A 24,184-nucleotide genomic window follows, 5' to 3' on the forward strand; every position below is an offset into this window, starting at 1 on the left:
GGGGTGGCAACGCCCTCGGCGGAGGTCGCCCTCGCCTCGCCCGCCGGCCGGGCGGTCCTCGCTGCGGCCACCCTCGGCAGCGCGATGGCGCTGCTCGACAGCACCGTCGTCAACGTCGCGCTGCGCCAGGTCGGGGAGGACCTCGACGCCAGCCTCGGTGACCTCCAGTGGGTCGCCAACGGGTACCTGCTGACGCTCGCCGCCCTGACCCTGCTCGGCGGCTCGCTCGGCGACCGGTTCGGCCGGCGCCGGGTCTTCGTGCTCGGTGTCACCGGCTTCGCCCTCACCTCGGCGGCCTGCGGGCTGGCGCCGGGCGCCTCGTTCCTCGTCGTCGCCCGGATCGCCCAGGGCGTCGCCGCGGCGCTGCTGGTGCCGGGCAGCCTCGCAATGATCCAGGGAGCCTTCGCGCCGGCCGACCGGGCCCGCGCCATCGGCACCTGGACCGGGCTCGGCAGCGTCGCCGCCGCCGTCGGGCCCTTCGTGGGCGGCTGGCTCGTCGACGTCGCGAGCTGGCGCTGGGTCTTCCTCATCAACCTGCCCGTCGCGGCGTTGGCGCTGCTCGCGGTGCGCGCGGCACCTGAGACCCGCGACCCCGACGCGGTGACCGGCTTCGACGCGGCGGGCGCCGTCCTCGGTGCCCTCGGCCTCGGGGGCATCACCTACGCCCTCATCCAGTGGAGCACCACGCCGACCGGCGCGGCCGTGGCGCTGGCGGTGGGCCTGCTGGCCGGCGGTGCGTTCGTCGCGGCCGAACGTCGCAGCGCCCACCCCATGCTGCCTCTCTCGCTCTTCGGCTCCCGGCAGTTCTCGGCCGCGAACGTGATGACGTTGCTGACCTACGCCGCGCTCGGCGGCATCCTGTTCTTCCTCGTGCTGCAGCTGCAGACCGTTGCTGGGTACGACGCCCTGCGGGCCGGGCTCGCCACGCTGCCGATCACGGTCGTGATGGTCCTGCTCGCCGGGCGGGGTGGTGCGCTCGGTGCCCGGGTCGGACCCCGTGCCCCGATGACGGTCGGCCCGCTGCTGTGCGGCACCGGCAGCCTGCTGCTGGCCCGGGTGGACGACGACGTCCACTACTGGCTCGACGTCGCGCTGCCGCTCACCGTCTTCGGTCTCGGGCTCGCCACGATGGTCGCGCCGCTGACCGCGACCGTCCTCGACGCAGCCCCGGCCCACCACGCCGGGGTGGCCTCGGGTGTCAACAACGCGGTCGCGCGGGCCGGTTCGCTGCTCGCCGTCGCAGCACTGCCGCTGCTCGTCGGGCTGTCCGGCGAGGACTACCAGGTGCCGTCGGCGTTCACCGAGGGCTATCGCGACGCGATGCTGTGGTGCGCCGGCCTGCTCGCGGCGAGCGGGCTGTTCTCGTGGCTGACGATCCGCAACCCGGAGGTCGCGCGGTCCGGCTGAAGCCGCTCAGTCCTCGAACAGGCCCCGGATGTCCTCGGCGCCGATCGAGGTGCTCATCGCGCCGTCGCCGTCGATCACCTGGCTGAACAGCTCGGCCTTGCGCGCCTTGAGCTCCATCACCTTCTCCTCGATGGTGTCGCTCGCGACGAGGCGGTAGACGTGGACGTGCTGCGTCTGGCCGATCCGGTGCGCCCGGTCGACGGCCTGCGCCTCGGCGGCGGGGTTCCACCACGGGTCGAGGACGAACACGTAGTCGGCCTCGGTGAGGGTGAGCCCGGTGCCGCCGGCCTTGAGGGAGATCAGGAACACCGGCGCCTCGCCCGAGCGGAACTCGTCGATCACACCGGCCCGGTCGCGGGTGGAGCCGTCGAGGTAGGTCGTGGCGATGCCGGCCTCGCCGAGGCGGGAGCGCACCCGGGCGAGGAACGAGGTGAACTGGCTGAACACCAGGGCCCGGTGGCCCTCGGCGGTGATCTCCAGCAGGTGGTCGACCAGGACGTCGAGCTTCGCCGAACCGACCCGGTCGTGGTCGGGGTCGACCAGTGCGGGGTCGAGGGCGAGCTGGCGCAGCGTGGTCAGCGCACTGAAGATGGCGACCCGGTTGCGGTCGAAGTCCTCGACGAGGCCGAGGATCCGCTGCCGCTCCCGGGCCAGGTGGGTGTCGTAGATCTTGCGGTGCTTCGGTGACAGGTCGACGGCGAGGACCTGCTCCTGCTTCGGCGGGAGGTCGTCGGCGACGAGCTCCTTGGTGCGGCGCAGCAGGAAGGGACGCACCCGGGCGCGGAACCGCTCCAGCGCCACCTGGTCGCCGTCGCGCTCGATCGGGCGCACGACGCGCTCGTTGAACCGGCGCGGCCACGGGTAGAGGCCGGGCACGGTCACCGACAGCAACGACCACAGCTCCATCAGCCGGTTCTCGAACGGCGTGCCGGTCACCGCGAGGCGGAAGGGCGCGTCGAGGGTACGCACGGCGGTGTAGGTCTTGCTCTGGTGGTTCTTCACCTGCTGCGCCTCGTCCAGCACGACGCCGGCCCAGCCGACCGCGGCGTACTCCGCCTGGGCCAGCCGCAGCAGGGTGTAGGTCGTCACCACGACGTCGTTGTCGGCGGCGAGGGCGGCCACGTCGTCGTCGCGGCGCCCCGCGACCCCGACCCGCAGGTCGGGCGCGTGGCGCGCGGCCTCGTCGGCCCAGGCGGTGACGACGCTGGTCGGCGCGACGACGAGGAAGGGGCCCTCGTCCGGCCGCTCGGCGCGCGCGTGCGCCACCAGCGCCAGCACCTGCAGGGTCTTGCCGAGGCCCATGTCGTCGGCGAGGATCCCGCCGAGCCCGTGCTGCCACAGGAAGGCCAGCCACCAGAAGCCCTCGCGCTGGTAGCTGCGCAGCGCGGTGACCAGGCCCCGCGGCTCCGGCCGCGGGATCTCGGTCAGGTCGCGCAGGGCCTCGGCGCGCTGCACCCAGGCCGCGACCTGGCTGTCGACGACGCCGGTCTCGGCGAGCTGGGCCCACAGGCCGAGGTCCTGCCGGCCGACGGTGATCCGCTCGCCCTCGCGCTCGTGCAGCTCGGCCGCCGCGGCGACGACCTCGCGCAACCGGTCGAACTCCGGGCGGTCGGTGGTGACGTAGGTGCCGCTGGGCAGGACGAGGTAGTCCAGGCCGACGGTGAGTGCGGCCAGCACGTCGGGCAGCGGGATCGCCTCCCCGTCGACGCGGACGCTGACGGCGAGGTCGAACCAGTCGGTGCTGGGGGAGTCGGCGTCGGGCTCCACCACGTCGAAGCTGATCTCCGGCGCGACGTCGACCTCGCGGAAGTCCGGGCGCTCCTGCTCGACCACGCGGACCCCGTCGAGGGTGCGCAGGTGCGGCAGCTCGTGGATGGCGAGCAGCAGCGCCTCACCGTCGGTGGCCGTCGTCGTGCCCAGCAGCTCGGGCGGCACCTGCGCGACGATCGCGCGCTCGGCGTCGTGGTCGCGCACCCCGCCGAGGGGGTTGCGGCTGCCGACCGCGCAGCTGCGGCTGCCGTCCTCGCCGTACTCCCAGGTCCAGTCCAGGGACGCCTTCGTCGCGCTGTGCCAGGTGACGGTCAGCACCAGCGTCGGGGTGAGCGGCTCGGGCAGCTCGATCGCCGGGGTCTCGCTGACCACGCTCAGGTGGCGCATCAGCACCGGCAGCTCCGCGCGCAGCTCCTCTGCCTCGGCCGGGGGCACGGTGAGGCCCGGACCGTCCACGAGGTGACGCACCGAGAGCGGCATGGGGGAGGCGAGGGTCGCCAGCACCAGGCGGCCGGCGTCGTCGACCAGGCCGACGGTGGTGGCCGGGTTGCCGATGGGGACGACGGCGTCGCCACGCCAGGACTGCTCACCGAGCGCCACCACGGCCTGCACGTCGGTGCCGCCGCCGTTCGCCGCGTCGGTGAGCCGGACGACCACCTCGGCCGGGTCGTCCGCGACCTCGACGACGTGGATGCCGCCGGTGCCGAGCAGGGTGACCCCGGCGTCGCGGGCGGTGCGCAGCGCGTGCACCACCTGGTCGCCGAACTCCTCCAGCGACGGGGCCGCGCCGGCGTAGTAGTAGGGCCGGTGGGCCAGCCAGAGGTTGTGCAGGGCGGTGACCGCCTCGGCCTGCGCCCGGGGGAAGCCGCCGGTCAGCCCGGACGCCGCGACGTCGGCCCAGTCGGCGCCGGTCTTGACCCAGGGCTTGTTGCGGCCGCGGCGCAGCGGCCGCACGTGCAGCGTCGCCCCGACGCCGGTGTAGCCGCGCCGCGGCTCCTGCAGGCTGACCTCCAGCGCGAGGGGTAGCTCGTCGACCGGCTCGCGGCGCTGCCGGTCCAGCTCGGTGACGACCCGTTCGAGGGTGCGCCGCCACGTCGACGCCGCGGGGGAGGGCGCGGGGGTCGGGGTGAAGGACTGGCGCAGGGTCAGCGCGAGCGCGGCTCCGTGCTTGCACACCGAGCGCACGGGGCACGAGCAGACGGTGAACAGCCAGCCCTCGTAGTCGTCCTTCGGTGCCTCCGCGTGCAGCTGGACCTGGTAGGGCGCCTCGCGGGTGCCCTGCACCTCAGCGGTCGCGGTGACCGACGCCGCGGACAGCATCCCGATCTCCGGGCGGCGCACGGCTCCGCGCTCGACCACCTCGCGGGCGCGCTCGAGCGTCCCGGGGTCGAAGTGACGGGCCAGGAAGGCGTCGGTGAGCTCGGCGAGGACGTTCACGATCCCTCCATGCTGGCACGGAGGTCCGACGTCCCCCGCATCCATCCACACCCGGTCGGGTCAGCGGCGCCGCCGCCGCCCGGAGCCCTCGGGGAAGGGCCACGGGATGGTGACCGACCCACCGGCGGGCAGGGCCTCCCAGCGGGCCGCGAACTCGTCGTACCGCGCGAAGATGCGGTCCAGCAGGTCCCGGTCGACCCCGCCGTCCTCGATGCTGCCGGGCCACGCCGGGTCCGGCGTGCGCCGGCCACGGGCGACCTCCCAGAACGCGACGGTCAGCGACGCCAGCCGCTCGGAGAGCTCCATGTCCGCGGACTCCTCGGGGGTCGGCGCCCGCCGGTTCCGCAGCGACTTCCTCCGCGCGGCCGGGTCCGCCGGCCAGAACATCCCGTCGTCACCGTCCGCGGCGGCCAGCCGGCCGAACACCGCGCCGCGCAGCCCGGCCTCGGACTCGGAGATGAGATGGGCGACGTCGTGGGGCACCGCGTCGTGCCAGCCCGGCCCGTTGCGGGGCGCGAGGGCAGGCCCGACCGTCCGGTCGACCCGGACCTCGTAGCGACCGCGCAGCTTCGTGAAGGTGACGTCCATCGGTCCCAGCCTCACCTGCGGGCGGGAGGGCGGACAACCGGTTTACGGCGGGGCGACCGGCGGCGGCAGGGGGCGACAGGCTGGCAGCGGCTCAGCCCTTCGCGCGCTCGCCGCCCGGCACCCACAGCACGTCGCCGCGCTCGCGGTTCGCGTAGCGGGCGAGGATGAAGACCAGGTCGGAGAGCCGGTTGAGGTAGGTGATCGCGAGCTTGTTCATCGTCTCGCCGTGCACCTCGTACGCCGCCCAGGCGCCCCGCTCCGCGCGGCGGACCACGGTCCGGGCGACGTGCAGGTGCGCAGCGGCCGGGGTGCCGCCGTTGAGGATGAACGAGCGCAGCTTCTCCAGGTGGTCGTTGTAGTGGTCGCACCAGCCCTCGAGGCGGTCGACGTAGTCCTGCTCGATGCGCAGCGGCGGGTACTCCGGGTCGGGCACGACCGGGGTGCACAGGTCGGCGCCGACGTCGAACAGGTCGTTCTGGACGTGGGTGAGCACGGCGACCACGTCGTCCTCGAGCTCCCCGGTCGCGATCGCGACGCCGAGGTGGGCGTTCGCCTCGTCCACGTCGGCGTAGGCGAGGAGCCGGAGGTCGGTCTTCGTGGTCACGCTCATGTCGCCCAGGCGGGTCTCGCCCGCGTCGCCGGTCCGGGTGTAGATGCGGGTGAGGTTGACCATGGGCGCGAGCCTACTGGCGACACGCGCGAAAAATTTCCGGGGCTCGGTGCAACCGAATGGGGTACCCGAGCGTCAAGGTGGGTAAGAGGGCACGGACGGATGGCCCGCAACGACTCGGGAGGCACGGATGGGCGCGACGATCAGGACCGACCTGGGCACCACGTCTGCCGTCCTCGTGCTGGGCGGCGAGCTCGACGTCCGCAGCACGGCGGAGCTCCGCTCGGCGCTCTACCGGCACCTCGACGAGCACGGCTCCGCCGGCGACGGCCGCGTGCTGGTCGACCTCGACGACGTCACCAGCATCGACGAGACCGCGCTCAAGGTCCTGGCAGCGGCCAGCCGCCGGGTGCGCCTGCGCGGTGGCGTGATCGTGCTCCGCGGCGGCGGTCCGGCCGTGCGGCGGATGCTGCACCTCACCCACCTGGCCCGGCTCTTCGAGCTCGAGCGCCTGCCGATCCCCGCCTGAGCGGGATCCATACCTGCCGGTTCCGGACCGGATGCTGTGCAGAACCACACAGCGAACGGGCGTTACCAACTGGTAGCAATCGGCCTAGTCTTCGCTCTATGAGCACCACGCCTGACGCCGACGCCACGCCCGAGAAGGCCTCGCGCCCCAAGGACCGCCCCTGGGTGATGCGCACCTACGCCGGGCACTCGACCGCCGAGGCGTCCAACGCGCTCTACCGCACCAACCTGGCCAAGGGCCAGACCGGCCTGTCGGTGGCCTTCGACCTGCCGACGCAGACGGGCTACGACCCGGACAGCCCGCTCTCGCGCGGCGAGGTCGGCAAGGTCGGCGTACCGGTGCCGCACCTGGGCGAGATGCGCAAGCTCTTCGACCAGATCCCGCTCACCGAGATGAACACCTCGATGACGATCAACGCGACGGCCATGTGGCTGCTCGCGCTCTACCAGGTCGTGGCGGAGGAGCAGAACCCCGACCTGTCGCCGTCGGAGGTCGCCCACCAGCTGGCCGGCACGACGCAGAACGACATCATCAAGGAGTACCTCTCGCGCGGGACCTACGTGTTCCCGCCGGAGCACTCCCTGCGGCTGATCGCCGACATGATCGCCTACACGGTCCACGAGATCCCGAAGTGGAACCCGATCAACATCTGCAGCTACCACCTGCAGGAGGCCGGCGCGACGCCGGTGCAGGAGATCGCCTACGCGATGTGCACGGCGATCGCGGTCCTCGACCAGGTCAAGGACTCCGGCCAGGTCTCGGAGGAGGACTTCGAGAAGGTCGTCGGCCGGATCTCCTTCTTCGTCAACGCGGGCGTCCGCTTCGTCGAGGAGATGTGCAAGATGCGCGCCTTCGTCGAGCTGTGGGACGAGATCACCCGTGAGCGCTACGGCGTCAAGGACCCGAAGATGCGCCGCTTCCGCTACGGCGTGCAGGTCAACAGCCTCGGCCTGACCGAGGCCCAGCCGGAGAACAACGTCCAGCGCATCGTGCTGGAGATGCTCGCGGTCACGCTGTCGAAGAACGCCCGGGCCCGCGCGGTGCAGCTGCCGGCGTGGAACGAGGCACTCGGCCTGCCGCGGCCGTGGGACCAGCAGTGGTCGCTGCGCCTGCAGCAGGTGCTGGCCTTCGAGTCCGACCTGCTCGAGTACGACGACATCTTCGACGGCTCGCCGGTCATCCAGGCGAAGGTCGACGAGCTGGTCGCCGGCGCGAAGGCGGAGATCGACCGGGTCCAGGCCATGGGTGGGGCCATCGCCGCCGTCGACTCCGGCTACATGAAGCAGGAGCTGGTCTCCTCGCACGCCCGCCGCCGCGCAGCGATCGAGGCCGGCGACGAGGTCATCGTCGGCGTCAACAAGTTCGACACCACCGAGCCCAGCCCGCTCACCGCCGACCTCGACGGCGCGATCATGGTCGCGGACCCGGAGGCCGAGAAGGCGGCCCTCGCCTCGGTCGAGGCGTGGAAGGCGCAGCGCGACCAGGCCGAGGTGGACGCAGCGCTGGCCAGGCTGGCCGAGGACGCCAAGAGCGGCACCAACCTCGTGGCCGCGACCCTCGCGGCCGCCCGTGCGGGCGCAACCACGGGGGAGTGGGCCGGCACCCTGCGCGAGGTCTTCGGCGAGTTCCGCGCCCCGACCGGCGTCTCCGGCGCCGTCGGTGTCGCGGAGGCCGGCGCCGAGCTGACCGCGGTGCGCGAGGCGGTGCAGAAGACCGGGGACGAGCTCGGCGGCCGCCTGCGCCTTCTCGTCGGCAAGCCCGGCCTCGACGGCCACTCCAACGGTGCCGAGCAGGTCGCCGTGCGGGCCCGCGACGCCGGCTTCGAGGTGATCTACCAGGGCATCCGGCTCACCCCGGAGCAGATCGTCGCGGCCGCGGTGGCCGAGGACGTGCACTGCGTCGGCCTGTCGATCCTCTCCGGCTCGCACATGGAGCTGGTGCCCGCCGTCCTCGACGGCCTCAAGGCGGCCGGCATGGACGACGTCCCGGTGATCGTCGGCGGGATCATCCCGGAGTCCGACGGCCGCGCGCTGGTGGACCTCGGCGTCGCCGCGGTCTACACCCCGAAGGACTTCGGCCTCACCGAGATCATGGGCGGCATCGTCCAGGTGATCCGCAAGGCCAACGGCCTGGCCTGAGGGCCTGGACCGACCGCCTGACCGCGACGTACGACGGCCGCCCCGGGACCTCCCGCGGCGGCCGTCGGCGTCTCAGCCCGCCTCGATGACCCGGGCCACCGACTCCGGGTCGCGGCCGACCACCGTGGTGCCGTCCGAGGCGGTGATGATCGGGCGCTGGACCAGGCGCGGGTGGTCGGCGAGCACCTGCAGCCAGGCCGCTCGCTGGGCGGGGTCCTTCGCCGGCAGCGTCACCTCGAGCTTGCGCGCGTCGCCGGTCCGGGTGATGTCCCACGGCTCCAGGCCGAGCCGGCCGAGCACGTCCTCGAGCTCGGCCACCGTCGGCGGCTCCTCGAGGTAGCGGCGCACCGTGTACTCGACGCCGGCCGCGTCGAGCTCGGTCTGCGCGGTGCGGCACTTGGAGCAGGCGGGGTTCAGCCAGATCTCGATCACGCACCGCACCCTAGCGACCGCACCGGCGGCAGCCTTCCCGTGGTGGGCGTCACATTGGTTAGGCGCGCCTTGCCTGATCGCCTACCCTCGTACCCGTGGGCAAGAAGTCCGCCGCGAAGGCCGGGAAGAAGTCGAAGAAGAAGCTCGCCGGGGCGAGTCTCTCCGAGACTGACCTGCCCGGGGCCACGCCGGCGAAGGTCAAGCCCGCGAAGGTCAAGCCCGCCAAGGACAAGCCCGGCAAGGTCAAGCCCGCCAAGGACAAGCCCGCCAGGGACAAGTACGCCAAGGGCACGTCGGCGAAGGCCGCGTCGAAGGCCAGGCTGCCCAAGATCGAGTGCTGCGTCTCGAAGGAGAGGTGCAAGCGCTGCCCGCTGCGGATGCTCAAGGAGGGCACGCTGCCGGAGGGCTTCACCGTCAAGCGCCGGGTCCTGGTCACGACCAGCGGCAAGAAGGTGACCAAGAAGCAGCTGCAGAAGGCTGCCTGACCGCGTGCGGTCCCGCTGCGGGCCGCCGCACCCGCCTCGATAGGGTGACGGCCATGGCCGCCACCCGCTTCGCCGACCAGCTCAACGTCCAGATCGGCAACGAGTTCGCCGCGCACAACCAGTACCTCGCGTGCGCCGTCTACTACGACTCCCTGACCATGCCGCAGATGGCGGGCTTCTTCTACGCGCAGGCGCTCGAGGAGCGCGAGCACGCGATGATGATGGTCAAGTACCTGCTCGACACCGACGCCGAGGTCGCCATCCCCGGTGTGGAGGCGCCGGTCTCGTCGTTCGAGGACGTCGTCGCACCGATCGCCCTGGCGCTGGAGCAGGAGAAGCGGGTCACCGAGCAGATCTACGGCCTGCTGCGCATCGCGCGCGAGGAGTGCGACTTCGCCTCCGAGCAGTTCATGCAGTGGTTCATCAAGGAGCAGGTCGAGGAGGTCGCGACGATGAACGACCTGCTCGCCGTGGTGACGCGCAGCAAGGACGACATCAACGCGATCGAGGAGTGGGTCGCGCGCGAGCAGGGCGGCGAGGGCGAGGACCCGACCGCCCCGCCGGTCGCCGGCGCCTGAGTCAGGCCACCCGCGGGTGGCGGCGCCGGTAGACCCGGACCGCCACCAGCACGCCGACCGCGAGGCCGACCAGCCCGCCGATGCCCGGCGCCCGGTCGCCGCCGATCGCCACGCCGATCGCAATCCCCAGCGCGCTGAGCAGGATCGCCACGCTCGCCACGGCAGCGTTGAAGTACATCTCGAGCAGGAACACCTTCGAGAAGCTGTCGCCGCCGGCAGCCGGGCCCGACTGGGCGGCAGGACGCGCGGGCGCAGCCGGTTCCGGCGCAGCCGCGGGCGCGCCCGGGGAGAGCGGGATCGCCCGGACCACCGCCGTGACGGGCAACCGGCCGTAGATGTGCGGGATGGTCTCCTCGACGCCGGGGGCCGGCGGCTCGTCGACGACGGGTACGTCGAGCAGGTCGGTGTCGACCTGCAGCAGCACCAGCGGCTCGGACACGTCGGCGTAGAACCGGTCGCGCACCCCCGTCCACTGGTCCGCGCGGCTGGCGTGGATGAATCCCTCCTCGGCCAGCGACCGCCCGAGCGTCGACGTCGTGTAGACGCCGGCCTCCCGGGCTGCGGCCCACTCCGAGGCGAGCGCGATGTGGAAGATCGTGGCCATGACGGCGATCTTGCCAGCAGCCCCTTGCCATGTTCCCTACGGTGGTGGGCATGAGCTCCGGTGCGGCAGGCGCGGGCCGCGGCAGGCGCAAGGCCGCCCAGCCCGGTCGCACGGTCGCGCGGGTGATCGTGGCGACGCTGGCCGCGCTCGGGCTGCTCACCGGCGTGGGGGTGGTGTGGGTCTACGCGAACTGGAACGGCAACCTCGATGTCCGCGACCTCGACGCGCTGCTCTCCGACCGGCCCGACGACGCCGTCGAGGGGCAGGTCAACATCCTGGTGATGGGTGACGACACCCGCGACGGCAAGGGCAACCGGATCGACGGCGAGGGTGGCGGCGGGTCGGACACGACCGTGCTGTTCCACCTCTCGGCGGATCGCAGCTTCGCCTACGGCATCTCCATCCCGCGCGACACGCTCGTCGACCGGCCCGAGTGCACGCTCGACGACGGCACCGTGCTGTCGGCGAAGCCGGGCGCGATGTGGAACGAGGCCTACGCGGTCGGCGGACCGGCGTGCACCATCCAGCAGTTCGAGCAGGTGACCGGCATCCGCACGCACAAGTACGTCGTGGTCGACTTCGCCGGCTTCAAGGGGATGGTGGACGCGCTCGACGGCGTGGAGGTCTGCATCCCCGAGGACATCGTGGACGAGGAGGCCGGCATCACCCTGCGTGCCGGGACCCGGGAGATCCGCGGCAACGAGGCGCTCAGCTACGTCCGGGTCCGCAAGGGCGTCGTCGGCGGCGACGGCACCGACCCGCAGCGGATCAAGCGCCAGCAGGCGTTCATGGCCTCGATGGTCGAGGAGGCCATGCGAGCGCAGATGCTGGCCCGCCCGGACCGGCTGGTCGGCTTCGTCAACGCGACCACCGACTCGCTGACGACCAACTTCGAGAACGTCGCCCAGATCGCCGACCTGGCCCGCTCCTTCCAGGGCATCGGGCTGGGCAACATCTCCTTCGTCACCACGCCCTGGGAGTACTCCACGACCCAGGAGGGTCGCGTGGAGTGGACCGACGCCGTCGACCGGCTGTGGGAGCTGGTGCGCAACGACCAGCGGCTGACGCCGGAGTTCCTCGACGAGGCGATCAGTGCGGCCGGTGGCCGCGCAGCCGGCACTCCCGGGTCGGGTGCGGACGCCTCCGGGGGCGCGAGCCGGACCCCGGACGCCTCAGGGCCAGCAGGCGCCGACGGCGGGGACAGCCGGACGCCAGACGAGCCGCCCGCCTCGCCCGGCCTCTGTTGATCCTGCAGGTGTTCAGAACAGCCGGTCCTCGACGTTGTCGATGCCGCGCAGCGCGTCGTAGTCCACGACGGCGCAGGTGATGCCACGGTCCTCGGCGAGGACGCGGGCCTGCGGCTTGATCTCCTGGGCGGCGAAGATCCCGCGAACCTGTCCCTTGCTGGTGAGCAGCGGGTCGCGGTTGAGCAGCTCGAGGTAGCGGGTGAGCTGCTCGACGCCGTCGATCTCGCCGCGCCGCTTGATCTCGACCGCCACGCTGAGCCCGTCGCCGTCGCGGCACATCAGGTCGACCGGCCCGATCGCGGTCGGGAACTCGCGGCGGACGAGGGTCAGGCCGGCGGCGAGGGTCGCGGGGTGCTCGGCCAGAAGCTCCTGCAGGTGCTTCTCGACGCCGTCCTTCTGCAGGCCCGGGTCGATGCCGAGGTCGTGCTCGCTGTCGTGGAGGATCTCGTCGACGAGGATCCGCAGGGTGTCGGGGGTCTGTCCCTTCGGCGCCCGCGCGGTGACCGTCCACTCGACCTTGCCGTCCTCGGTGGTGCCCTCGCGCACCGTGCACGGCGGCGACATCCAGTTCAGCGGCTTGTAGGAGCCGCCGTCGGAGTGCACCAGCACCGAGCCGTCGGCCTTGAGCATCAGGACCCGCGTCGCCATCGGCAGGTGGGCGGTCAACCGCCCTGCGTAGTCCACCTGGCAGCGCGCCACGACGAGTCTCACGGGGCAGCAACATACCCTCAGCCCCGTGGAGATCGAGCCCCAGCAGCCGTGGTGGCGTCCTGACGGTGCCGAACCCGGTGCCGACCCCGGTGCCCACCCCGGTGCCGACCCCGCCGGTACGACGACCTGGCTGCTCTCGGTGCGGGTGCAGCCCGGCGCCTCGCGCACCGGCGCGGCAGGTCCGACCGGGCCCGACGGTGCCGAGCTGAAGGTCCGCCTGGCCTCGCCGCCCGTGGACGGTCGCGCCAACGACGAGCTGGTGCGCTGGCTGGCGAAGGAGCTGGGCGTGCCCCGCTCGGCCGTCGAGCTGGTCCGGGGCCAGGCCTCGCGGTCCAAGCTGCTCCGGGTCGACACCTCGCAGCGCCGGCGCTGAGCCGGGCGGCGGGCAGGCGCGCGCCGGCGGTGTGACCTCTGTCTCGATGTGTCCACATTGTTACCGACGGGTAGAACTGGACCCCGGTGACTGCCAGAATCCGGCGCATGACCTCGAACGAGCAGATCTTCAACACGCTGGTGCTGCCGTACCTCAACCATGCGGTGCGCACCTACGAGTCGGGCTACGCCTCGGTGGCCGACATCGACGCCGCCATGCGCTTCGGCTGCGGCTACCCCAAGGGCCCGCTGACCGTCGTGGACGAGATCGGCGCCGCGGAGGTCCGGGACCGCCTCGCCGCCCGCTACGCGGAGACCGGTGACCACCTGCACCAGCCCGCGGACCTGCTCGAGAAGCTGGCGGCCGACGGCCGCACCTTCGCCGACGAGGCCGCGGCCGCCGGCGCCGGCGCCGCGCCCGAGCTCAAGCACGACATCACCCGGGTCGGCGTGGTCGGCACCGGCACGATGGCCTCGGGCATCGTCCAGGTCTTCGCGCAGGCCGGCTACGACGTGGTCTTCGTCGGCCGCAGCCAGGACAAGCTCGACGGGGTCGTCGGCTACATCACCAAGAACCTCGACCGCGCGATCGCCAAGGGCAAGGGCACCGAGGCCGACAAGGAGGCCCTGCTCGGCCGCCTGACCGGCGCCCTCGAGCGCGACGCGCTCGCCGACGTCGACATCGTCGTCGAGGCGATCGCCGAGGACCTCGAGGTCAAGCTCGAGCTCTTCCGGGACCTGGACAAGATCGTCAAGCCGGGCGCCATCCTGGCCACGACGACCTCGTCGCTGCCGATCACGAAGCTGGGCGAGGCCACCGGCCGCCCGCAGGACGTCATCGGCATGCACTTCTTCAACCCGGCCCCGGTCATGAAGCTGGTCGAGGTGATCACCACGTCCGCGACGTCCGCCGAGGTCGACGAGACCGTCCGCGCGCTGACCGCCAAGGTCGGCAAGGTCGGCGTCTCCGCCGGCGACCGCGCGGGCTTCATCGTGAACCTGCTGCTCTTCCCCTACCTCAACGACGCCGTGAAGCTGGCGGAGTCCGGCGAGGAGCTGGCGACCATCGACGCCGCCATCAAGGAGACCGCCGGCTTCCCGATGGGTCCCTTCGAGCTGCTCGACGTGGTCGGCAACGACGTGTCGCTGGCGATCCAGAAGGAGCTGCACGGCGAGTTCGGCGAGCCCGGCTTCGCCCCCGCGAAGACCCTCGAGGACAAGGTCACCGCCGGCGAGCTCGGCCGCAAGACCGGCAAGGGCTTCCACACCTACTGAGGCCCGCCGTGGTGCCCGATAGGGTGCCCGCGTGACTCTTCACCACACGGCTCTCGGCTCTGCCGGGAGCCGTGTGGTGTTCCTGCACGGCCTCTTCGGCCAGGGCAAGAACTGGACCCAGGTCGCCAAGCAGCTCGCCGGGCAGCACCGGGTGCAGCTCGTCGACCTGCCCCACCACGGCCGGTCGCCGTGGTCGGAGCGCTTCGACTTCCTCGAGGCGGCCGACCAGGTCGCCGAGGTCCTCGCGGACGGCGGCGACCCCGTCACCCTCGTCGGGCACTCGCTGGGCGGCAAGGTCGCCATGGTCCTCGCGCTGCGCCGGCCCGACCTGGTCGAGCGGCTGTGCGTCGCCGACATCTCGCCGGTGACCTACCCCGAGGGCCGGGAGTTCCCCGGCTACTTCGACGCGATGCGCGGCATGGACCTGGGCCGGGTCCAGCGCCGCTCCGACGCCGACCGGCTGCTCGAACCGGCAGTCCCGGACGCGACCGTGCGCTCCTTTCTGCTGCAGAACCTCCGCCGCGACCCCGAGGCACCCCAGGGCTGGAGCTGGCAGGTCAACCTCGAGGTGCTGCAGCGCGACCTCGACGTCATCAGCACGTGGCCCGAGGAGCAGCTGGCCGACCTGCCGCCGTACGACGGCCCGGTGCTGTGGCTGGCCGGCGCCCGGTCCGGCTACGTCCGGCCGGAGTACGACGAGGCGATGGACCGCTGGTTCCCGCGGAACCGGAAGGTCACCCTCAAGGACACCGGCCACTGGCTGCACTCCGAGCGCCCCGAGCTCTTCCTCGAGGTGCTGCGCCGCTTCCTCGGCGACTGAGCGCCGCGCCCGGCGGCCTACCAGATCGCCTCGGCGTACTCTGGGTGGTCGACGAACGGGTTGCGGTTGCCCTGGTAGTCGGCGTGGATGCGGTCGTTGCGGGCGCGCTCGGCCGCCGACACGGGGTCGGCTGCGTGCCAGGCCAACAGCACCGAGATCTTGCCGAGGTAGGGCGTGGAGCCGTTGGTGCTGTTGTTGAGCTCGAGGTCGGCGAAGCCGTCGCCGCCCTCGTAGCGCACCGCCATGTACATCAGGCCGCGTGCCACGTCGCCCTTGACGGCGTCGCGCGGCTCGAAGGAGTCGGCGTCGGTGAAGCACCCCGGGCACTGCGCGACCGCGGACCCGCCGTTGTCGAAGTCCTTGTTGCCGCGGGTGGAGTTGACCGTCACGTCCTCGGGGCGCAGGTGGTGCAGGTCGGTGCCGGGGCCGGCGCTGGTCCCGAAGCCGCCGTGGCCCTGCGGCCAGGTGTGCTCGCGGTTCCAGTCGTCGGGGTCGCCGCCGTTCGAGCTCTTCGGCACCGAGCGCCCCGAGTAGAACTCGATGACGTTCACGGAGCTCGCCGGGTCGGCGTCGGTCACCTCGAGCGCCTCCCAGACCTGGCTGTAGCTGAGCGTGGTGTGGCCGTCGATGATGTCGTGCAGCGCGGCGGCCAGGGCGCTGCCGGTCTTGCCGGCGGCGGCGTCGTAGTAGCCCGCGGGGACGCCCGGGTCGGTGGTGCCGCCCCCGGGTCCGCCGACCACGCTGAACGCGGTGCCGTCCTTGAGGCCGGCGTGGGAGAAGTACGCCGTGAGCCGGCCGGTCACGTCGACCTGCTTGCCGAGCAGCGACGGGTTCGACCGCAGGCCGAAGCCGGAGCGGAAGGCCGAGGGGACCTGCACGTAGACCATCTGGCTGGTCGCGGTGGTGCCGGGGGAGTCGGCCAGCGCGATCGCGTAGTCGCTGGGGAAGCCGCTGGTGACGACGGTCGTGGTCGCGGTCGGCTGCCCGACGACGTACCCGCGCACGGTGGCGACCGAGCCGTCCTGCCGGGCGACGGCCTGGCTGACGCTGATCGGTGCCGCCGCGGTCGACACCGCTGGTCGGGGCGCGACGAGCAGCGCGAGGGCGAGCGGGAGGGCGACGAGGGTGAGGGCGAGCGCGCCGGTGCGGCGACGTCGCATCCCGAGCATGCGAGTCATGACAGGGATCCTCCACCCGCCGCGGCCCGCACCGCCAGAGGTCAGCCCTCGGCAGCCTCCTCGGCCTGGCGGGCCCGGTAGGCCGCGACGGCGTTGCGGTTGCCGCAGGTCGTGGAGCAGAACCGGCGGGAACGGTTGCGCGACAGGTCGAGGACGATGCCCTCGCAGGTCGCGTCGGCGCAGGTCGACAGCCGGGACATCTCGTGGGCGCGGACCACGTCGATCATCGCCATCGCGGTCTCCACCACGATCCGCTCCGCCAGCGGCCGGTCGGCGTCGATCGCGTGCAGGTGCCAGTCGAGGCCGTCGTGCCGCCGGAGCTGGGGGAGGGCGCGGGCCTCGCGGAGCATCTCGTTGAGGAGCCGCACCGCCTCGTCGCGGTCGGCGGTGAGCAGCGCGCGCAGCCGGGGGATCACGGCGCGGACCTGGTCGACCTCGGCCTGGTCGCCGTCGTGGCGGCCGGTGTAGCCGAAGTCGGCGTAGAAGTCGCCGAGCTCGGCGGGCGTGGTCAGGCCGACCGGCTCGAGGTCGGAGTTGACCAGCGTGACGGCTGCCTGGAGGGACACGGCGGTGTCATGGGTGAAGACCACTTTGACAGGTTACTGTACCGCCGCCTATCGTCATGAGTCATGGCGACGTTGACTCGTGACACCTCGGGGCTGGGCCGCCGGGGCGCCGGAGCCGGACTGGCCCTGGCGCTCGTCTCCGCCGCCACCTTTGGGCTCTCCGGCGCCTTCGCCCGGCCGCTCCTCGACAGCGGCTGGAGCGCGGGTGGCATCGTCCTGCTGCGCATCGCCGTCGGTGCCCTCGCCGTGCTGCCGCTCGGACTGCGCGCGATGCGCGGGCGGTGGGGCCTGCTCCGGCCGGCGCTGCCGACCGTCGTCCTCTACGGCGTCCTGGCCGTCGCCGGCGCCCAGTTCTGCTACTTCTCCGCGGTGCGGACCATGGAGGTCGGGCCGGCGCTGCTCATCGAGTACACCGCCCCCGCGGCCGTCGTGCTGTGGATGTGGCTGGCCCACGGCGAGCGCCCCGGCGCGCTGACGATCGGCGGTGCGGTCGTCGCGGCCATCGGCCTGCTGCTGGTCCTCGACCTGTTCTCGGGCGCCGACTTCGACCTGGTCGGTGCGGCGTGGGCGCTGGGCGCGATGGTCGGGGCGGCGGCGTACTTCATCATCTCCGCCGACGACCGCAGCGGGCTGCCGCCGATGGCGCTGGCCACGGGCGGCCTCGTCGTGGGCGGCCTCTTCCTGGGCCTGCTGGGACTGGTGGGCCTGATGCCGGTCGCGTCGGCCTCCACCCACGTGGAGTACGCCGGCGTCGAGGTCGCGCCGTGGGTGGCCGTCCTCGCCCTCGGCCTGGTCACCGCCGCGCTGGCCTACGGCACCGGCATCGCCGCGATCCGGCGCCTCGGCTCGCGCCTGGCGTCGTTCGTCGCGCTGAGCGAGGTCGTGCTGGCCGTGCTGTGGGCGTGGGTGCTGCTCGGCCAGCTCCCCGGCGTCGTGCAGCTGCTGGGCGGCGTGCTCATCCTCGCCGGTGTCGTCGGCGTGAAGCTGGGCGAGCGCACGGTCGAGCACGAGGAGCCGGTGCTCACCTGACCGGCCGCCTGACCGGCTAGCGCAGGTCCTGCCGCTTCACCACGACCTCGCGCACGACCAGCAGCACCGCCGCCGCAGCGGGGATCGCGAGCAGGGCGCCGACCACCCCGAGCAGGGCGGTGCCGACCAGGGCAGCGATCACGATGACCGCGCCCGGCAGGTCGACCGACTTGCTCATCACCCGCGGGTAGATCACGTAGTTCTCGAACTGCTGGTAGACCACGTAGAAGATGACGCAGGCGATGCCGGTCTTGAAGTCGGTGGCGAACGCGATCGCGCTCACCACGACGGCGCCCAGGGTGGCACCGATCATCGGGATCACGTCGAGCACCGCGACGACGAAGGCCAGGGCGACGGCGTACTCCCCGATCGGGGTGAACCACAAGAACACCAGCGACGTCAGGCCGGCGCAGAGGGCCACGATGAACGCCCCGGAGACGTAGCCGCCGATGTTGCTGATCACCTTGTCGCCGAGCCGGGTGACCCGGTCGCGGCGCGAGGCCGGCGCGAGGCGGTAGATCGCGTGAGTGGTGGTCTTCAGCGACGCGAGGAAGTAGAGCGTCAGGACGACGATCACGAAGAGGTTGAAGAGCGCCGAGACGATCTTCAGCCCGAAGCCGAGGGCGCCACCGAAGAGCGCGGTGACGAAGTTCTCGTCGGTGATCTTCTCCTTGAGCTTGTCGATGATGTCGTACTCGCGGTTCAGCTCCTGGATCCGCTTGTTCTCCTGGAGCTGGTCCAGCCAGCCGGGCGCGTTGCTGGTGATCGACTGCACCTGGTCGGTGATCACCGGCACGATCGCGACCACGAACAGCGCGACCGTGCCCAGCGCCATCACGATCACCGTGGTGACCGCGATCGAGCGGCGCAGGCCGCGGCGCTGGAGGAACTCCACCGCGGGGTTGAGGCCCGCAGCGAGGAAGAACGAGACGACGACGAGCATCAGCACCGAGCCGATGCCTGCGACGGCCTGGAAGAGCCACCACGCGCTCAGCGCGCCGAGCGCCCCGACGAAGCCGTAGTAGAAGGGCGAGCGCCGGTCGAAGGGCTCGCCGATCTGGCCGTACGTCGCCTCCTCGCCGTCGCCGGCGGTCGGCGCGGCGGGATCGACCCCACCGTGCTCGGCCACCCCGTCGACCTCGGTGTCGAGGTCGTCGGGGTGGCCGGTCGCAGTGTCGTCGGGGTGGCTCAACTCTCGTCCTCGCCGAAGCCGGCGACCAGGTCGGCGAGCGAGGAGAGCTGGGCGGTGATGGAGGCCCGGCGCTTGGTGAGCCGGTCGAGCTCGGCGCGGCGGGCGGCGATCTCACGCTCGACCTCGGAGTTGCTCGACGCGGTGATCGCCTCGGCCTGGGCCTTGGCCGACGCGACGATCTGCTCGGCCTCGCGGCGGGCCCGCGCGAGCACGCCCTCGGACTCCGACTGCGCGGCCGCACGCGTCTCGGCGGCCTGCTTGCTGGCCTCGGTGCGGCGGGCCTCGGCGGCCGCGGCGCGCTGCTCGGCCTCCTCGACGAGGCGGCGGGTCTCGGCGACGGCGCTGTTGTGGTGGTCGGTGGCCTCGCGGGCGAGGCGCTCCTTCTCCACGGCCAGGGCCCGGCGGGCCTCCTGGACCTCGCGGTCGACGGCCGCGCGGGCCTGCTCGATCTCGCGCTGGGCCTGGCTGCGCAGCTCCGAGGCCTCCTGCTGGGCGGCGAGGCGGACCTGGTCGGCCTCGCGCTTCGCCGCGGCGAGGGTGTCCTCGGACTCGGCGCGGGCCAGGGTGCGCTCCTGCTCGGCGTCGGCGAGCAGGCGGGTGCGGTTCTCCTCCAGCTCGCGCAGCTGGACGGCACGCATGTCGTCGGCCTCGCGGGTCGCCTCGGCGCGGATCGCCTTGGCGTCGCGGGTCGCCTGCTCGCGGATCTCGGTGGCGTCGGCCTCCGCGGTGGCGCGGATCTCCGCGGCCTCCTCCTCGGCGAGGCGCAGCATCGCGCTGGCGCGGCCGCCGAGGCCGGCGTACGACGGGTTGTCCATCTCGGCGAGCTCGGCCTTGACCTTGGCCAGCTCCTGCTCGAGCTCGATCACGCGCTGCTCGGACTCGGCGAGGCTGGCGCCCAGGGTCGCCTTCTCCGAGGAGAGCTGGCGGATCTGGGCGTCGACGGCGTCGCGGTCGTAACCGCCCTTGCGCACGATCGGCAGGCCGCCGGCCGGCGCGGTGAAGCCGACCGGGCGCGGGGACGCTGCGTGCGCGCTGCGCGAGCTCGCCGGCCGGGGCGAGGTCGCGGCGGCGCGGTCGGGCTGGCTGGGGGTCGGTCGGTCGGAGGCGGCGGCCTGGGGGCGGGCTGCCGGCGTCTCACGGGTCGCCGGGATGACCTGGGTCGGCTCCTCGTCGGCGGACTTGGTCGTCACAGGCGTGGACTCCTCGGGGGTGCTGGGCTCGTCGTCGAAGATGGACAGACCCTGGTCGCTCATGGGGACGGAGCCTCCTGGCTCGTGGTGCGTGGTGGTGGGGGGATGCTCGGCCCCCATGATCCCCGATGGACCTGAGGTTTCCCAGCCCGGCCCGCCCGGGGGAGCGGCAAAAATCGCGGGAGGCCGGCGCGTGCTGCGCCGGCCTCCCGGGTCGTCCTGCGGCGGTGGACTCAGATGCCGCGGAACAGGTTGATCTTGTCGATGTGCTGCTCGCGGAGCTCGGTGTCCTTCACGCCGAGGCCCTCCTGCGGGGCCAGGCACAGGACGCCGACCTTGCCCTGGTGCTTGTTGTGGTGCACGTCGAGGGCGGCCTGGCCGGTCTCCTCGAGGGTGTAGGTCTTCGACAGGGTCGGGTGGATCTTGCCCTGCGCGATGAGGCGGTTGGCCTCCCACGACTCGCGGTAGTTGGCGAAGTGGCTGGAGATGATCTTCTTGAGGTTCATCCACAGGTAGCGGTTGTCGTACTCGTGCATGTAGCCCGAGGTCGACGCACAGGTGGTGATCGTGCCGCCCTTGCGGGTGACGTAGACCGAGGCGCCGAAGGTCTCACGGCCCGGGTGCTCGAAGACGATGTCGATGTCCTCGCCGCCGGTGAGCTCGCGGATCGCCTTGCCCAGGCGCTGCCACTCCTTGGGGTTCTGCTTGGTGCCGTCCTCGTTCCAGAACTTGAAGTCCATCTCGGAGCGGTTGATCACCTTGTCGGCGCCCATGTTGCGCACGATCTGGGCCTTCTCCTCGTTGGAGACCACGCAGATCGGGTTCGCGCCGCCGTTGAGGGCGTACTGGGTGGCGAAGCCCCCGAGGCCGCCGGAGGCGCCCCAGATCAGGACGTTGTCGCCCTGCTTCATGTTGCCGCCGTTGGCCGAGACGAGCTGGCGGTAGGCGGTGCAGTTCACCAGGCCGGGGGAGGCGGCCTCCTCCCAGGTGAGGTGCTCGGGCTTGGGCATGAGCTGGTTGGCCTTGACCATCGCGACGTCGGCGAGGCCGCCGAAGTTGGTCTCGAAGCCCCAGATGCGCTGCGAGGGGTCGAGCATCGTGTCGTTGTGGCCGTCGGGGGCCTCGAGCTCGACGGAGAGGCAGTGGGCGACGACGCGGTCGCCCGGCTTCCACTTGGTCACGCCGGGGCCGACCTTGAGCACGACGCCGGACAGGTCGGAGCCGACGACGTGGTAGGGCAGGTTGTGCCGGGCGCCGAGCTCGGACTCGCGGCCGTAGCGCTCGAGGAAGCCGAAGGTGGAGACGGGCTCGAAGATCGAGGTCCACACGGTGTTGTAGTTGATCGCGGAGGCCATGACGGCCACGAACGCCTCGCCCGGGCCGAGCTCGGGCAGCGCTACCTCGTCGACGTGCAGGGACTTGCGCGGGTCCTTCTCCTTCGAGGGAACGCCCTCGAACATGTCGACCTCGTCCTTGTGCACCGTCACGGCGCGGTAGGACTCGGGAAGCTCGAGGTTGGCGAAGTCCTCCGACGAGGTGTCTTCGGCCTGGATCGCATCGAGGATGTGCTGCACGGTCGTCGTCTCCCTGGGATCTGGTGGCGGCCCCGGAACGGGGCGGCTCAGGTGGCAATACGGCCGCCGCGAACATTACCCATCGGTAACCACCTCATGGCGGTTCCGTGACGGGCATCTCACCGCGGCGCCTGCACCGTCCTGGGCTCGGCGGCGCTCCTGATGGGCCACCATAGGGCCGTGACGTCGCATCCGGGTCGCCCGTCCACGTCTGGCACGCCATCGAGCGGCGTGGACCTCAACGCCGACGTGGGGGAGTCGTTCGGGCGCTGGCAGCTCGGCGACGACGAGGCCCTCCTGCCGCACCTGAGCAGCGCCAACGTCGCGTGCGGCTTCCACGCCGGGGACCCCCTCGCGCTGCGCCGCACCTGCGAGCTCGCCTCCACCCACGGCGTCGTGGTCGGGGCCCAGGTCGGCTACCGCGACCTCGCGGGGTTCGGCCGCCGCTTCGTCGACGTGCCGCCCGCCGAGCTCGAGGCCGACGTGCTCTACCAGCTCGGCGCGCTCGACGCGATCGCCCGTGCGGCCGGCACCCGGGTCGCCTACCTCAAGCCGCACGGCGCGCTCTACCACGCGGTGTCGCAGCACCCGGCCCAGGCGGAGGCGGTGGTCCGCGCGGTGCAGGCCTTCGGCGGACTGCCGGTGCTCGGGCTGGCCGGCTCGCCCTTCCTCGACACCGTCCGCGCCGCAGGCCTCGAGGCCGTCGGCGAGGGCTTCGCCGACCGGGCCTACCTCCCCGACGGCGGCCTGGTGCCGCGCTCGGAGCCGGGCGCGGTGCTCACCGACCCGGCCGCGGCCGCCGAGCAGGCCGTCCGGCTCGCCACCTCCGGCGAGGTCCGGTCGCTGTGCGTCCACGGCGACTCGCCCGGCGCGCCCGCCCTCGCGGCCGCGGTGCGGGCCGCGCTGGAGGCCGCCTCGGTCCCGGTCGCGGCGTTCGGATGAGGGTCCTCCCGTACGGCGACCGCGGGCTCCTGCTCGAGCTCGCCGACACCAGCGAGGCGGTGGCCACCGCGGCCGCCCTCCGCGCCGACCCCGCCGCCACCGCCCTGCTCGACGACGTCGTTCCCGGCGCCCGCACCGTCCTGCTGGTCGCCCGCCGCGGGGTGCCCCTCGAGCGGCTTCGGGCGGTAGTCCCTGACGAGAAGCACCGCGACACGCCGGCGGACGGTGCTTTTCGTCAGGGACTACCGCAGTCGACGCAGCAGCCGACGCAGCAGCCGGTGCATCAGGAGGTCACCATCCCGGTCGTGTACGACGGCCCGGACCTGGCCGAGGTCGGGGAGCTGACCGGGCTGGGGGAGGACGGGGTGGTGGCCGCGCACACCGGGACGCCGTGGACGGTGGCGTTCGGCGGCTTCGCGCCGGGCTTCGCCTACCTCGTCGGCGGCGACCCGCGGCTGCGGGTGCCGCGTCGGGGCCGGCCTCGCACCACCGTGCCCGCGGGGTCGGTCGGCCTCGCCGGGGAGTTCAGCGGGGTCTACCCGCGCGCCTCGCCCGGCGGCTGGCAGCTGGTGGGGCGCACCGACGTCGTGCTGTGGGACCTCGACCGCGACCCGCCGGCACTGCTCGCGGCCGGCCTGAGGGTGAGGTTCGAGGCCCGGTGAGCGCGCTGGTGGTCCACGCCGTCGGGGGACCCTGCCTCGTGCAGGACGCCGGCCGGCCCGGCCACGCCGCGATCGGTGTCGGCGTCGCGGGCGCGGCCGACCGGTCGTCGTACGCGCTGGGGAGGCGGTTGCTCGGCAACGCCGACGACGCGGCGGCCCTGGAGGTGGTGCTCGGCGGGCTCGAGGTCGAGGCGACCGGCGTGGTCTGGGCCTGCGTCACCGGGGCGCCGGCCCCGTTGACCGTCGACGGGCGGGCGGAGCCGACGGGTGCGGTCGTCGCGCTGCGGCCCGGGCAGCGGCTGCGCCTGGGGACGCCGCCGTCGGGGCTGCGCAGCTACCTGTCCGTGCGCGGCGGGATCGACGTGCCGCCGCTGCTGGGGTCGCGCTCGCGCGACACCCTCGCAGGGCTGGGCCCGGAGCCGGTGCGGCCGGGCGACCGGCTGCCGGTGGGGGACGCGGTCGCGGGGGACATGCTGGTCGATGCCGTCCCGCCCGCGTCGTACGACGACCGGCCGGTGGTGCGGGTCGTGCGAGGCCCCCGCGACGACTGGGCGGTCGACCCGGACGCCCTCGTCTCCCGCACGTGGCGGGTCGGCGCGGCCAGCGACCGGGTCGGGCTGCGGCTCGAGGGCGACCCGCTGGCCGTCGTGCCGGGGAAGGGGGAGCTGCCCAGCGAGGGCGCGCTGCGGGGGGCGGTCCAGCTCCCGCCGGACGGTCACCCCGTGGTGTTCGGCCCCGACCACCCGGTCACCGGTGGCTACCCGGTCGTGGGGGTGGTCGTGGACGCCGACGCGGACCGCCTCGCCCAGCTGCGGCCGGGCGAGGAGGTCCGCCTCCGCTGGGCGTGA

Annotated in this window: 24 protein-coding genes; 13 read left to right on the forward strand and 11 right to left on the reverse strand. The window is 72.8% G+C overall.

What is annotated here, in order from left to right; all coding sequences use genetic code 11:
• Window positions 1-3: 3 nt before the first annotated feature.
• On the forward strand, window positions 4-1,407 hold the full coding sequence (locus NOCJ54_RS0108390; protein ID WP_028655147.1) for an MFS transporter: 1,404 nt from the start codon (window positions 4-6) through the stop codon (window positions 1,405-1,407).
• 6 nt (window positions 1,408-1,413) lie between these two features.
• Here NOCJ54_RS0108390 and NOCJ54_RS24615 read toward each other — a convergent pair whose 3' ends face one another.
• From NOCJ54_RS24615 to NOCJ54_RS0108405, 3 genes are all read right to left on the reverse strand, one after another.
• A complete protein-coding gene (locus NOCJ54_RS24615) occupies window positions 1,414-4,614 on the reverse strand; it encodes a DEAD/DEAH box helicase (RefSeq protein ID WP_051485622.1) in 3,201 nt (1,066 codons plus the stop codon).
• A 60-nt stretch (window positions 4,615-4,674) separates the two neighbouring features.
• Complete coding sequence (locus NOCJ54_RS24620; RefSeq protein WP_198020157.1) at window positions 4,675-5,202, reverse strand: hypothetical protein; 528 nt, start codon at window positions 5,200-5,202, stop codon at window positions 4,675-4,677.
• Window positions 5,203-5,293: 91 nt separating this feature from the next.
• Complete coding sequence (locus tag NOCJ54_RS0108405) at window positions 5,294-5,875, reverse strand: cob(I)yrinic acid a,c-diamide adenosyltransferase (RefSeq protein ID WP_028655148.1); 582 nt, start codon at window positions 5,873-5,875, stop codon at window positions 5,294-5,296.
• Between the two features lie 127 nt (window positions 5,876-6,002).
• Between NOCJ54_RS0108405 and NOCJ54_RS0108410 the strand changes: the two genes are divergently transcribed.
• Complete coding sequence (locus NOCJ54_RS0108410; RefSeq protein ID WP_051485623.1) at window positions 6,003-6,341, forward strand: STAS domain-containing protein; 339 nt, start codon at window positions 6,003-6,005, stop codon at window positions 6,339-6,341.
• A 98-nt stretch (window positions 6,342-6,439) separates the two neighbouring features.
• On the forward strand, window positions 6,440-8,479 hold the full coding sequence (locus NOCJ54_RS0108415; protein ID WP_084254990.1) for a protein meaA: 2,040 nt from the start codon (window positions 6,440-6,442) through the stop codon (window positions 8,477-8,479).
• A 72-nt stretch (window positions 8,480-8,551) separates the two neighbouring features.
• On the opposite strand, the gene NOCJ54_RS0108420 is transcribed toward NOCJ54_RS0108415, so the two are convergent.
• Entirely contained in the window at window positions 8,552-8,911 is a 360-nt protein-coding gene (locus NOCJ54_RS0108420; protein WP_232221719.1) for an ArsC/Spx/MgsR family protein, read from the reverse strand.
• A 95-nt stretch (window positions 8,912-9,006) separates the two neighbouring features.
• Here NOCJ54_RS0108420 and NOCJ54_RS24625 point away from each other — a divergent pair, with 95 nt between their 5' ends.
• Window positions 9,007-9,396, forward strand: coding sequence for a hypothetical protein (locus tag NOCJ54_RS24625; RefSeq protein ID WP_036517313.1), 390 nt, complete (start codon window positions 9,007-9,009; stop codon window positions 9,394-9,396).
• 53 nt (window positions 9,397-9,449) lie between these two features.
• Window positions 9,450-9,974, forward strand: coding sequence for a ferritin (locus tag NOCJ54_RS0108430; RefSeq protein WP_028655152.1), 525 nt, complete (start codon window positions 9,450-9,452; stop codon window positions 9,972-9,974).
• Window position 9,975: 1 nt separating this feature from the next.
• Here NOCJ54_RS0108430 and NOCJ54_RS28935 read toward each other — a convergent pair whose 3' ends face one another.
• Window positions 9,976-10,578 (reverse strand): DUF952 domain-containing protein, encoded by a 603-nt coding sequence (locus NOCJ54_RS28935; protein WP_084254991.1) that lies wholly within the window; start codon window positions 10,576-10,578, stop codon window positions 9,976-9,978.
• Between the two features lie 50 nt (window positions 10,579-10,628).
• On the opposite strand from NOCJ54_RS28935, the gene NOCJ54_RS24635 reads away from it, so the two are divergent.
• Window positions 10,629-11,825, forward strand: a complete 1,197-nt coding sequence (locus NOCJ54_RS24635) for an LCP family protein (RefSeq protein WP_051485624.1) — start codon at window positions 10,629-10,631, stop codon at window positions 11,823-11,825.
• Between the two features lie 12 nt (window positions 11,826-11,837).
• On the opposite strand, the gene nucS is transcribed toward NOCJ54_RS24635, so the two are convergent.
• Window positions 11,838-12,536: an endonuclease NucS gene (nucS, locus tag NOCJ54_RS0108445; protein ID WP_028655153.1), complete on the reverse strand. Its 699-nt coding sequence runs from the start codon at window positions 12,534-12,536 to the stop codon at window positions 11,838-11,840.
• 25 nt (window positions 12,537-12,561) lie between these two features.
• Between nucS and NOCJ54_RS24640 the strand changes: the two genes are divergently transcribed.
• From NOCJ54_RS24640 to NOCJ54_RS0108460, 3 genes are all read left to right on the forward strand, one after another.
• Window positions 12,562-12,909, forward strand: a complete 348-nt coding sequence (locus NOCJ54_RS24640) for a DUF167 domain-containing protein (protein WP_198020158.1) — start codon at window positions 12,562-12,564, stop codon at window positions 12,907-12,909.
• 107 nt (window positions 12,910-13,016) lie between these two features.
• Window positions 13,017-14,183, forward strand: coding sequence for a 3-hydroxyacyl-CoA dehydrogenase NAD-binding domain-containing protein (locus tag NOCJ54_RS0108455; RefSeq protein ID WP_028655154.1), 1,167 nt, complete (start codon window positions 13,017-13,019; stop codon window positions 14,181-14,183).
• A gap of 31 nt (window positions 14,184-14,214) precedes the next feature.
• Window positions 14,215-15,003 carry an alpha/beta fold hydrolase gene (locus tag NOCJ54_RS0108460; RefSeq protein WP_028655155.1) on the forward strand — a complete coding sequence of 263 codons (789 nt, stop codon included), beginning with the start codon at window positions 14,215-14,217 and terminating at the stop codon, window positions 15,001-15,003.
• Between the two features lie 17 nt (window positions 15,004-15,020).
• Here the strand turns inward: NOCJ54_RS0108460 and NOCJ54_RS0108465 are convergent, their stop codons facing one another.
• Window positions 15,021-16,181, reverse strand: a complete 1,161-nt coding sequence (locus NOCJ54_RS0108465; protein ID WP_232221720.1) for an endonuclease — start codon at window positions 16,179-16,181, stop codon at window positions 15,021-15,023.
• A 41-nt stretch (window positions 16,182-16,222) separates the two neighbouring features.
• The gene (locus NOCJ54_RS0108470; protein WP_028655157.1) at window positions 16,223-16,771 is read right to left on the reverse strand and encodes a CGNR zinc finger domain-containing protein; all 549 of its coding nucleotides are present in this window, start codon (window positions 16,769-16,771) and stop codon (window positions 16,223-16,225) included.
• Window positions 16,772-16,810: 39 nt separating this feature from the next.
• Here NOCJ54_RS0108470 and NOCJ54_RS24645 point away from each other — a divergent pair, with 39 nt between their 5' ends.
• Window positions 16,811-17,776, forward strand: coding sequence for an EamA family transporter (locus NOCJ54_RS24645; protein ID WP_051485625.1), 966 nt, complete (start codon window positions 16,811-16,813; stop codon window positions 17,774-17,776).
• A 16-nt stretch (window positions 17,777-17,792) separates the two neighbouring features.
• Here NOCJ54_RS24645 and NOCJ54_RS24650 read toward each other — a convergent pair whose 3' ends face one another.
• The 3 genes from NOCJ54_RS24650 to ccrA all read right to left on the reverse strand — a co-directional run bounded on the left by NOCJ54_RS24650 (window position 17,793) and on the right by ccrA (window position 21,732).
• Window positions 17,793-18,968, reverse strand: a complete 1,176-nt coding sequence (locus NOCJ54_RS24650; protein WP_232221721.1) for an AI-2E family transporter — start codon at window positions 18,966-18,968, stop codon at window positions 17,793-17,795.
• Window positions 18,965-20,221 carry a hypothetical protein gene (locus tag NOCJ54_RS24655; RefSeq protein ID WP_036517316.1) on the reverse strand — a complete coding sequence of 419 codons (1,257 nt, stop codon included), beginning with the start codon at window positions 20,219-20,221 and terminating at the stop codon, window positions 18,965-18,967. The genes NOCJ54_RS24650 and NOCJ54_RS24655 overlap by 4 nt, the downstream gene beginning before the upstream one ends.
• 170 nt (window positions 20,222-20,391) lie before the next feature.
• Window positions 20,392-21,732, reverse strand: a complete 1,341-nt coding sequence (ccrA, locus tag NOCJ54_RS0108490) for a crotonyl-CoA carboxylase/reductase (RefSeq protein ID WP_028655158.1) — start codon at window positions 21,730-21,732, stop codon at window positions 20,392-20,394.
• A gap of 180 nt (window positions 21,733-21,912) precedes the next feature.
• Between ccrA and NOCJ54_RS0108495 the strand changes: the two genes are divergently transcribed.
• The 3 genes from NOCJ54_RS0108495 to NOCJ54_RS0108505 are packed head-to-tail and all read left to right on the forward strand — an operon-like array spanning window position 21,913 to window position 24,184.
• Entirely contained in the window at window positions 21,913-22,674 is a 762-nt protein-coding gene (locus NOCJ54_RS0108495) for a LamB/YcsF family protein (RefSeq protein WP_232221722.1), read from the forward strand.
• Window positions 22,671-23,336, forward strand: a complete 666-nt coding sequence (locus NOCJ54_RS0108500; protein ID WP_028655160.1) for a 5-oxoprolinase subunit B family protein — start codon at window positions 22,671-22,673, stop codon at window positions 23,334-23,336. The genes NOCJ54_RS0108495 and NOCJ54_RS0108500 overlap by 4 nt, the downstream gene beginning before the upstream one ends.
• Window positions 23,333-24,184 (forward strand): biotin-dependent carboxyltransferase family protein, encoded by an 852-nt coding sequence (locus tag NOCJ54_RS0108505; protein WP_051485626.1) that lies wholly within the window; start codon window positions 23,333-23,335, stop codon window positions 24,182-24,184. The genes NOCJ54_RS0108500 and NOCJ54_RS0108505 overlap by 4 nt, the downstream gene beginning before the upstream one ends.

Source organism: Nocardioides sp. J54 (genome assembly GCF_000519005.1).
Classification (GTDB): Bacteria; Actinomycetota; Actinomycetes; order Propionibacteriales; family Nocardioidaceae; genus Nocardioides.